Origin of the sequence: Daejeonella sp. (assembly GCF_044232565.1) — a bacterium.
In the GTDB taxonomy this organism is placed as follows: Bacteria; Bacteroidota; Bacteroidia; order Sphingobacteriales; family Sphingobacteriaceae; genus Daejeonella.
On record NZ_JBIILQ010000090.1, the window covers coordinates 1 to 9,646 of the forward strand.

The window sequence follows — 9,646 nt, forward strand, 5'->3', positions numbered from 1 at the left end:
TGCCGGAATTACCAATAAATGGCTTGGCAAAAATGCATCTGTAATTTGTGTGGCCTTTGATGGAATGGAGAAATTTTTCCCGAAAGACAAGATTCTACTGACCGGAAATCCAATTCGGAAAGAAGTCGTAGATATCGAAAATAAGCGTTTTGAGGCCGCTGAGCTTTTAAGTCTCTCGCCACATAAAAAAACAATTCTTGTCACAGGAGGTAGCCTCGGCTCAGCTACATTAAATAAAAGTGTTCTAGCCGCCTTAGATAAAATTAAGGCTGCCGATGTACAAGTAATCTGGCAAACAGGAAAATATTATTTCCAATCAATACTTGAACAATTGAAAGGGAAGGAGCATCCTAACCTGAAGGTTCTTGAATTTTTCCATCGTATGGATTTGGCTTATGCAGCATGCGACTTAGTAATTTCTAGAGCTGGCGCTGGTACAATAGCAGAATTATGTGCGGTTAAAAAGCCGGTAATTTTAGTTCCCTCACCAAATGTGGCAGAAGATCACCAAACAAAAAATGCAATGGCTCTTCTTGAGAAAAATGCTGCATTATTGGTTACAGATGCTATGGCAGAGCTTGAATTAATGGATATCGCGCTGCTTTTAATCGACAATAAAGATAAATGTAATGACTTAGCAAATCAGATCGGGAAAATGGAATTGCCTCATTCTGATGAAATTATTGCAAACGAAGTATTCAAATTAGCTAAATAAAAGAGACTATGGAACTGGAGAACATACAGCGGGTTTTTTTAATAGGTATAGGTGGTATTGGAATGAGCGGACTAGCACGTTATTTTAAAAAACGTGGTTGTGTAGTTTGTGGGTATGATAAAACGGGTACACCACTTACAGAAACACTCATGAATGAGGGTATTCCTGTTGTTTTTATGGATGATGAAGATAGTATACAAGTCAGCTTCCTAGAAAATGATCCCAATACATTGATTATTTATACCCCTGCCATTCCATCAGATTCCAATATTATGAACTTCTTCAGAGATGGTGGATTTACCATGAAGAAACGCTCCGAAGTGCTCGGAATTATAAGCAAAGGCATGTTTACCATCGCCATTGCGGGTACTCATGGTAAAACAACTACTTCAAGCATAGTCGCGCATGTGCTCAAAGATTCGGGTTATGATTGCTCTGCTTTTCTTGGTGGAATAGCCACAAATTACGATTCAAATGTTTTGTTTGGCACTAATAATACCATGGTGGTGGAAGCGGATGAATATGACCGCTCTTTCTTAACCTTGCATCCGGATATCGCTATTGTGACTTCTATGGATGCTGATCACCTCGATATCTATGGTGATAAATCTAATCTCGTTGAATCCTTTCAACAATTTGCCTCTCAACTTAAAGAGGGTGGAAGGTTGATTTATAGAGAGGGACTAGATCTTATAGGTGGCAAAACTTATTCTGCCAGCGTTGTTGCTGATATTCAGGCAGTAAATGTCCGTATTAAGGAGGGCAGCTTTTTCTTTGATTTTAAGAATGCCAATGGGGTTATTGAAAATATTAAGTTGGGTTTACCCGGATTGCATAACATCGAAAATGCAGTTGCAGCCATTGAAGTAGCACTACACTTGGGTATTTCTCCCGATAAAATACGTCATGCCTTGGCAAACTTCCTTGGTGTAAAACGTCGATTCGAATATGTGGTGAAATTGCAAAATCATATTTATATTGATGATTATGCACATCACCCAGAAGAATTAAGGGCTTGTATTCAGGCTGTGAAAAGTTTGTATCCAAGTAAAAAGTTAACGGCTATTTTTCAGCCTCATTTATTTACCCGTACCAGAGATTTTGCTGATGGCTTTGCTGAGGTGCTTAGCATGATCGACGATCTGATTATGCTAGATATTTATCCGGCTAGAGAACTTCCAATTGAAGGGGTAAATTCCGCTATGGTTCTCGATAAGATAAAAAATCCTAATAAACAGATTCTTAGTAAGCAGGATGCAATTGAATATATACGTGCTAATAAACCGGAATTGCTTCTTACAGTAGGTGCAGGAGATATTGATACTTTAATTCAACCTTTAAAAACAATACTTCAAAATGCTTAAAAAAATTAACTGGAAGGGTATTTTAACTGCTTTTGTTTGGCTTTTAAGTCTCTCGGGACTTATCTTCCTGATGAGTTTTATTGAAGTGGAAAAGGCTAGCCAGAAGTGTAAGAATTTAAAAGTAATCCTTCCGGGACGAAATAATTTTATTGAGCGCAACGAAGTGGATAAAATTCTTATGGAGGCCAGCGGTACCCTTGTTGGTAGAGACCTTAGAGATATAAATATTCATTCATTAGAAAATTCCTTAAAAAGTAATCCATTTATTGAATTTGCAAAGGTTTATGCGGATATGGATGGCATTGTTCACGTTGAAATTAAACAAAGATTACCTATTTTAAGGATAATAAATAGGGCTAATGTTCAGTTCTATGTAGATGAAAATGGTTTAAAAATGCCTCTTTCAGAAAATTTTACGGCAAATGTGTTGGTGGCAAACGGACTTATTGACGAGGATTTTTCAGGTAAAGTGGAAACACTTAATACCAAGCTTGCTAAAGATCTTTATCGTATGGCTCAATTCATTAAAGCAGATACACTCTGGGATAATCAAATTGAACAAATTTACGTGGACACTAAGGGGGATATTGAGATGGTCCCACGGGTAGGCGATCATAAAATTATTTTTGGCGATGCAGACTCCTTGCAAACCAAGTTTAGAAATTTACTTATTTTTTATAAAAAGGCGATGCCAAAAGTGGGCTGGGATACCTATAAAACTATAAATCTAAAATATGCAAATCAGGTGGTTTGTGATAAAAATAACCTTAATGCCACTAAATTAATTATTGATACTGTTACGACAGTAAGTGATAGTACAACAGTTTTAAATCAGGAATCAACAAAAAATTAAATATAAACCTATGGATCAAATTAACTCAGTTTCAGCTAAAAATTCACCAATTGTTGTCGGATTAGATATCGGTACAACAAAAATTTGTGTTACCGTAGGCCGTAGAAGCGAACATGGTAAAATCGAAATTTTGGGTATGGGCAAAGCCGAATCGGCCGGAGTAACTCGTGGTGTGGTCTCCAATATCCAAAAAACTGTTCAGGCAATTATGCAAGCAGTTGAAGAAGCCAGTGCTCAATCCAATGTTGACGTTAAAATTGTGAATGTTGGTATCGCTGGGCAACACATCAAGAGTTTGCAACACCGCGGTATATTAACTCGTAAGGAGTTTAATACAGAGATTCAGCGTAAGGATATCGATAAGCTGATTGAAGATATGTACAAATTATTGATGCCTCCAGGGGAAGAGATTATTCATGTTTTACCTCAGGAATTTACCGTAGATAATGAGCCGGGTATCAAAGATCCAATTGGTATGGCTGGCGTTCGTTTGGAAGCTAATTTTCACATTATCTCAGGTCATGTAAGCGCCGTAAAAAATATTTTAAAATGTGTAAGTAATGCTGATCTGGAAACTCAAGAGCTTATTCTTGAGCCTTTGGCATCTTCCGAGTCGGTTTTAAGTGATGAAGAGAAAGAAGCTGGCGTTGTTTTGGTAGATATTGGTGGAGGCACTACTGATGTGGCTATTTTCCATGAAGGCATTATTCGCCATACCGCTGTGATTCCTTTTGGTGGTAATAGTGTAACTGAAGATATCCGCGAAGGTTGTTCAGTGATGCGTAATCAAGCGGAATTGCTAAAAACACGTTTTGGATCAGCCTTGGCAGATGAAAACAAAGAAAATGAAATAATCTGTGTTCCTGGATTAAGAGGAAGAGATCCTAAAGAGATTTCAGTAAAAAATCTAGCTTACGTTATTCAGGCTAGGATGGAAGAAATCATTGAGCATGTTTACTATGAAATTAAATCTTCAGGATATGAGAAGAAATTAATTGCAGGCGTAGTAATTACCGGTGGTGGCGCTCAATTGAAGCATTTACCCCAGCTAGTTGAATTTGTGACAGGTTTAGATAGCCGTATTGGATATCCTAACGAGCACTTAGCTAAAAATGAGGTGCTTCCGAAATCAGTTTACGAAGAATTGAAAAGTCCGATGTATGCAACAGGTATTGGTCTTTTAATTAAGGGAATACAAAAGGCCGAAATGGTTAAAGAGGTGGTTGAAACAGGTACTGTTATAACAGAAAAAGTTTCATCTTCAGATAAGGAAAGGAAAGGTCTTGGAATGTTCGATTGGATTTTGCAATCAGGCGCTAAATTTATCAAGGATGATATAAAAGACGAGGATTATGTACGTTAATTATCCACAATTGTAGAGTTTCCCACATTTTAACAATTGTGAAAAAAAATGATGGGTAAATTACTATCATTACGTATCAAATTTTTGATAATAATTAATTTTTAATCAACTGATAATTAAGTATATGCAGTTTGAAATGTTAAAAGAAAAGTCATCAATCATTAAGGTTATTGGTGTTGGCGGTGGCGGTGGTAATGCTGTTAATCATATGTACCGTCAAGGAATAACCGGTGTTGATTTCATTATTTGTAATACTGATGCACAAGCCCTTGAATTAAGTCCGATACCCAACAAGGTTCAATTAGGTGCCAGCTTAACCGAAGGAATGGGTGCAGGCTCTATTCCTGAAGTAGGAAAAAACTCTGCCATTGAAAATATTGATGACATCAAAAGAATGTTGGGTTCAAATACCAAAATGCTTTTCATTACTGCTGGAATGGGTGGCGGTACCGGAACAGGTGCTAGTCCGATAATTGCCAAAGCAGCCAAAGAAATGGGTATTCTTACTGTGGGAATTATTACCACTCCCTTTTCTTTTGAAGGGAAGCGCAGAAAAAATCAGGCGGAAGAGGGTTTAGAAGAATTTAAAAAACATGTTGATTCCTATTTGGTGATCTCTAATGATCGCCTACGTGAAATATTTGGAAATTTAACACTTGGTTCTGCTTTTGAACAAGCAGATAATATTTTAACCACAGCAGCTAAAGGGATTGCGGAAATTATTACCATTCCTGGTTATATAAACGTCGACTTTAAAGATGTGCGTACCGTTATGCAAGAAAGCGGAGTAGCCATCATGGGTAGTTCTGCTGCAGAAGGAGAAAATCGTGCGTTAAGAGCTGTTGAAGGTGCATTAGCATCACCATTATTGAAAGACAATGAAATTGAAGGAGCTCGTTATATCCTTCTAAATATCAGTTCTGGTGATAAAGAAGTAACAATGGATGAGGTTTCTGTAATCACTGATTTTATCCAACAGGAAGCCGGTTTGGCTGCTGATTTAATTTGGGGTAATTGTATTGATCCAGGTTTGGGAGAAAAAATCTCTGTAACCATCATCGCAACTGGCTTCCAAACAAAAGAGGAGCGCGAAGTTGAAAAAAGTCAAGTACGTAAAGTTTCTTTACTAACTCCTGAACAAGCACCTTTAGTGAAGCCTGTTCAATCAAATATTTTCATTCAAGAGAAAACTGAAGAGATTAAAGTAGGAATCAATGAGCCTGTTCTTAAATCAAATCAAGATAGTCAGGTAGATCTTTTTGCAGGCTATTTCCACAGTGCTCCTAAAGTTGAGGATATTAAAGTTCCTAATCCGGAGCTTATTCGCCATGAATTGGATGAAGATATTTCGCCTGTGGAAATGGCTGTTTTAGAGCCTAGCTTCGAATTTGAAATTAAAAATGAAGATTTCGTTTATGAAGAACCACAGATTCAAGAAATTCAATTGATTCAAGAAGAGCCAGAGATTCAGGAAATTCAACTGATTCAGGAAGAGTTTCAGGTTTCAATTCAAGAGGAAGCTAAAGAAGAAGCTAAAGAAGTACTTATGGCTTGGGAAAATCCGGATGAAAATAAAACGGATGAATCAATTGAAGAGCAATTACGTAAATCTAAGGAAAGAATTCTTCGCCTAAAAGACCTTAGTATGAAATTGCGTACAAGCAATGGCTTACAAGAGCTGGAGAATGAACCAGCTTACAAACGCAAGCAATTATCATTGCATGATGTTCCACATTCTTCTGAATCTGAAGTGTCTAGATTTACGCTTAGTAATGATGAGGGAATCACTGAAATTAGACCAAATAATTCCTTTCTACATGATAATGTAGACTAAACGGAATTTAATTCATACAAAAAGGCCTTTTCTCTCAGAATAAAGGCCTTTTTTTTTAAACAAAGTTATTAATTCGCATATTCCAAATTAGCTTTTGATAATCAGCTTGCTAAATCTTAACTTTGCGCCAAATATCCGTTAACAATAAAATTATACCAATTGGATTTATTTGATAAAATTTCGAAAAATATGGGACCTCTGGGACAGCACCAGAAAATGGCCCATGGTTATTTTTCCTTTCCTAAATTAGAGGGTGAAATAGCTCCACATATGATGTTCAGAGGTAAAGAACACCTGGTTTGGAGTCTTAATAATTACCTCGGACTAGCAAATCATCCTGAAGTTCGTAAAGCAGATATCGAAGGAGCTACTGAATATGGACTTGCTTACCCTATGGGAGCACGTATGATGTCTGGAAACTCCAATAACCATGAGGCCTTAGAAAGAGAGCTTGCAGACTTTGTAGGTAAGCAGGATGCATTTTTATTGAATTTTGGTTACCAGGGAATTATGTCGGCAATTGATGCTTTAGTAGATAGGCATGATGTAATTGTTTACGATGCTGAATCTCACGCTTGTATCATTGATGGTGTTCGTTTACACCAGGGTAAACGCTTTGTTTATTCTCACAATGATATGCAAAGCCTTGAAAAGCAATTAGAAAGAGCTACCAGATGGGTTGAAAATACCGGTGGTGCAATTCTTGTGATTACCGAAGGTGTGTTTGGCATGTCGGGTGCTCAAGGTAAAATTAAAGAAGTTGTTGATTTTAAAAGTAAGTTTAGCTTCCGTCTCCTAATAGATGATGCACACGGTTTTGGCACCATGGGTGCTACAGGTGCTGGAACGCATGAAGCTCAAAATTGTATTGATGGCGTAGATATTTATTTTGGAACTTTCGCCAAATCAATGGCGGGAATTGGTGCTTTTATAGCCGCCACAGAAGAAATTACTAATTTCCTTCGTTACAATATGCGCTCTCAAATATTTGCCAAATCTTTACCTATGCCAATGGTTGTTGGCTTGCGGAAAAGATTGGAATTATTAAAAAGTCAGCCTGAAATGAGAGAGAATCTTTGGTTTATAGCCAAAAGCCTTCAAACAGGTCTTAAAGAAAGAGGTTTCGACATAGGTGTAACAGATACAATGGTAACACCTGTATTTCTTCAAGGTGAATTACAGGAAGCTACAGCAATCACAATGGATTTAAGAGAGAACTATGGTATATTTTGTTCTATCGTAGTTTATCCGGTTATTCCTAAGGGATTAATTATGCTTCGCTTGATTCCTACCGCTCTACACACTATTGAAGATGTAAATCGTACACTAGATGCTTATAGCGAATTGGCCGAGAAATTAAAAAAAGGTCACTACAAGGAAAAAACAGTATCAAATGCTTAAATTACAGATAAGTATTTATACTCAAATTTGAAATTATTAATAATGCCCTTAGTGATGTGCCGAGGGCATTTTTTTTTACGTTTTTTAATTAAGTATTTGATTTTAAGTCAGTTAGGTATTTAATTATTTACTTTCTTTAGTTATTTACTGAATTAGGTGCGTTTAACCCCCTAAAAACATATAATTTTATTTTTTTTATTTTTTGCTTTATTTAAAAAAAACCTTTTAAATTAGGATATAGTAACATTACTAACCCTAAACAAAAAGATTAGAATCATGAAAAAATTCACTGAAGCAAAAAATTTAATTGCGTCTTTAGAGGCAGATGCTGACAAATTTTACAACAAAGCGAACAGCGCAGCGGGTACACGTGTAAGAAAAGGTATGCAAGATTTAAAAAACCTAGCTCAAGCTATCCGTCTTGAAGTTCAGGACATGAAGAATAAAGAAGCAGCGAAAGCAGCTAAGAAATAATAATTCTTCTTAACAAAGAAGGCCCGTTCTTATGAGCGGGCCTTCTTTGTTTTAAAGCAATTTTAAGAGCTCCAGTTCTGCTCGAATCTGTTGCGCTATATTTTCACTAACATTAACTAATGGAAGCCGCATATTGTCACCGCAAATGCCCAATTGCTTCATTGCCGATTTTACTCCGCCGGGATTGCCTTCTGCAAAACATAATGTTATAATTTCTGTCAGACTGTAATGCAAGGGCTGCGCCTCAATAAATTTGCCATCTAAGCACATTCTAACCATTGTTGAGAATATCCCTGGAAGGGCATTTCCAATAACGGATATAACTCCAGCAGCACCCATTGCAATTAATGGTAAGGTAATCGGATCATCCCCAGATAAAAACAAGAAATCTTCTGGCTTATCTCTAATAATTTTATTGAACTGATCAAAATTGCCCGAAGCCTCCTTCATAGCAATGATATTCTTAAAGTCATGTGCTAAACGAAGCGTAGTATCTGCCGTCATGTTTACTCCCGTTCTACCTGGAACATTATATAGGATAATCGGTAAGGTGCTCTCTTCAGCTATGGCCTTATAATGTTGATATATTCCTTCTTGGGTGGGTTTGTTATAATAGGGACAGACAGATAGTATTGCATCAAATCCTTTGCTGTCAAATTTTTTCAAGTCTTCCAAGACAGCTAAAGTATTATTTCCTCCAACACCAGCTACAAGATTCACACGCCCAGCCACGTGAGAAATGGTGGTTTCCCAGACCGCTTTTTTCTCATCGCTGCTCAATGCTGCCGACTCTCCAGTGGTTCCTAGCGATACAATATACTCTGCACCACCATTAATAATGTGATCTATTACAGTTTTTAGAGCAGCATGATCAATTGATCCATCCGTTTTGAATGGAGTGATGATGGCTACTCCTGTTCCATGAAATCTATTCATTATGCGTAAAAATTATTTATTTGAGAATGCTCCAATATTAAGAGGAATTTTTAAATATTTTGATATTTTCTTCAAATTATTGCAACATCTGGATTAAATCTTGATCAGAAATGATTGGGATTTGAAGTTTTAATGCTTTTTCAAGTTTCGCGGGACCCATATTATCACCCGCAACCAAATAATTCAATTTTGGGGAGATACTACTCAATATCCTACCTCCATTAGCCTCAATCATGTCTTTTAACTCATCGCGACTGTATTTTTCGAATACTCCGGAGATTATGAAGGTTTTGCCTTCGAATGTATTACTTTCTAATACAGTATTTTTTTGAAACGACTCAAATTGTAGTCCGTAGCTTCGCAAATGCTCAATTTGCTCCCTGTGTTTTGGTTCCTCAAAATAGTCAATCAGACTTTCTGCAATACGCTCGCCTATTTCATCTACAGCAATCAACTCCTCAAAATTCGCATTCATCAATTGGTCGATGTTTTTAAAATGGGCAGCGAGCTTCTTAGCCACTGTTTCTCCCACATACCTAATGCCAAGTCCGAAAAGTACCTTCTCAAATGGCATTTCCTTCGATTTTTCAATGCCATCAAGCATATTATTAATGGATTTCTCGCCAAATCGATCCATCTGTTTTAATAGGTCAACCTTGTGATGTAAAGTGTATAAATCGCTGATATGCTTTACAAATCCTCTCTT

9 protein-coding genes are annotated in these 9,646 nt (G+C 37.0%); 7 read left to right on the plus strand and 2 right to left on the minus strand.

Annotation, left to right across the window (positions count from 1 at the left end):
- From ACILQF_RS06670 to ACILQF_RS06700, 7 genes are all read left to right on the plus strand, one after another.
- Nucleotides 1-715 (plus strand): UDP-N-acetylglucosamine--N-acetylmuramyl-(pentapeptide) pyrophosphoryl-undecaprenol N-acetylglucosamine transferase (locus ACILQF_RS06670; protein WP_395626638.1); only part of this gene is annotated, 715 nt, incomplete at its 5' end.
- An 8-nt stretch (nucleotides 716-723) separates the two neighbouring features.
- A complete protein-coding gene (gene murC, locus ACILQF_RS06675; RefSeq protein WP_395626639.1) occupies nucleotides 724-2,079 on the plus strand; it encodes a UDP-N-acetylmuramate--L-alanine ligase in 1,356 nt (451 codons plus the stop codon).
- Complete coding sequence (locus ACILQF_RS06680) at nucleotides 2,072-2,932, plus strand: cell division protein FtsQ/DivIB (protein WP_395626640.1); 861 nt, start codon at nucleotides 2,072-2,074, stop codon at nucleotides 2,930-2,932. The genes murC and ACILQF_RS06680 overlap by 8 nt, the downstream gene beginning before the upstream one ends.
- Nucleotides 2,933-2,942: 10 nt before the next feature.
- Nucleotides 2,943-4,295: a cell division protein FtsA gene (gene ftsA, locus ACILQF_RS06685; RefSeq protein ID WP_395626641.1), complete on the plus strand. Its 1,353-nt coding sequence runs from the start codon at nucleotides 2,943-2,945 to the stop codon at nucleotides 4,293-4,295.
- A 124-nt stretch (nucleotides 4,296-4,419) separates the two neighbouring features.
- Entirely contained in the window at nucleotides 4,420-6,129 is a 1,710-nt protein-coding gene (gene ftsZ / locus ACILQF_RS06690) for a cell division protein FtsZ (RefSeq protein WP_395626642.1), read from the plus strand.
- 159 nt (nucleotides 6,130-6,288) lie between these two features.
- Nucleotides 6,289-7,530 carry an aminotransferase class I/II-fold pyridoxal phosphate-dependent enzyme gene (locus tag ACILQF_RS06695; RefSeq protein WP_395626643.1) on the plus strand — a complete coding sequence of 414 codons (1,242 nt, stop codon included), beginning with the start codon at nucleotides 6,289-6,291 and terminating at the stop codon, nucleotides 7,528-7,530.
- Between the two features lie 276 nt (nucleotides 7,531-7,806).
- A complete protein-coding gene (locus ACILQF_RS06700; RefSeq protein WP_395626644.1) occupies nucleotides 7,807-8,004 on the plus strand; it encodes a histone H1 in 198 nt (65 codons plus the stop codon).
- Nucleotides 8,005-8,055: 51 nt separating this feature from the next.
- On the opposite strand, the gene dapA is transcribed toward ACILQF_RS06700, so the two are convergent.
- Nucleotides 8,056-8,940: a 4-hydroxy-tetrahydrodipicolinate synthase gene (dapA, locus tag ACILQF_RS06705; protein WP_395626645.1), complete on the minus strand. Its 885-nt coding sequence runs from the start codon at nucleotides 8,938-8,940 to the stop codon at nucleotides 8,056-8,058.
- Nucleotides 8,941-9,016: 76 nt separating this feature from the next.
- A partial coding sequence (locus ACILQF_RS06710) for a helix-hairpin-helix domain-containing protein (RefSeq protein WP_395626646.1) occupies nucleotides 9,017-9,646 on the minus strand: 630 nt, incomplete at its 5' end.